The sequence below is a fragment of the Paraburkholderia sp. BR14374 genome (assembly GCF_040948685.1).
Classification (GTDB): domain Bacteria; phylum Pseudomonadota; class Gammaproteobacteria; order Burkholderiales; family Burkholderiaceae; genus Paraburkholderia; species Paraburkholderia youngii.
In genome coordinates, this window is sequence record NZ_JBFPKF010000159.1 from 1 (window position 1) to 255 (window position 255).

Genomic DNA, 255 nt, shown 5'->3' on the forward strand with positions numbered 1-255 from the left:
CCACACCGCGCAGGCCCATCTGCTTCATCAGCCGCTCGACCGTGCAGCGCGCCACGACAATGCCTTCGCGCTTCAATTGCGTCCAGACCTTGTCTACGCCATAGACCTGGAAGTTTTCTTCCCATACGCGCCGGATCTCATCCTTGAGCATCCTGTCGCGCTGGGCCCGCGCCGGCACCAGCTCAGGATGGGCGCGGCGGGCCACATGCGTGTAGTACGTCGACGGCGCGATTGGCAGTACCCTGCAGATCGGCT

Annotated in this window: 1 protein-coding gene; it reads right to left on the reverse strand. The window is 63.9% G+C overall.

Translation table 11 applies throughout. The annotated features are described in order from the left end of the window. On the reverse strand, nucleotides 1-255 hold a 255-nt coding region (locus AB3X86_RS38480), incomplete at both ends, for an IS3 family transposase (RefSeq protein ID WP_368599921.1).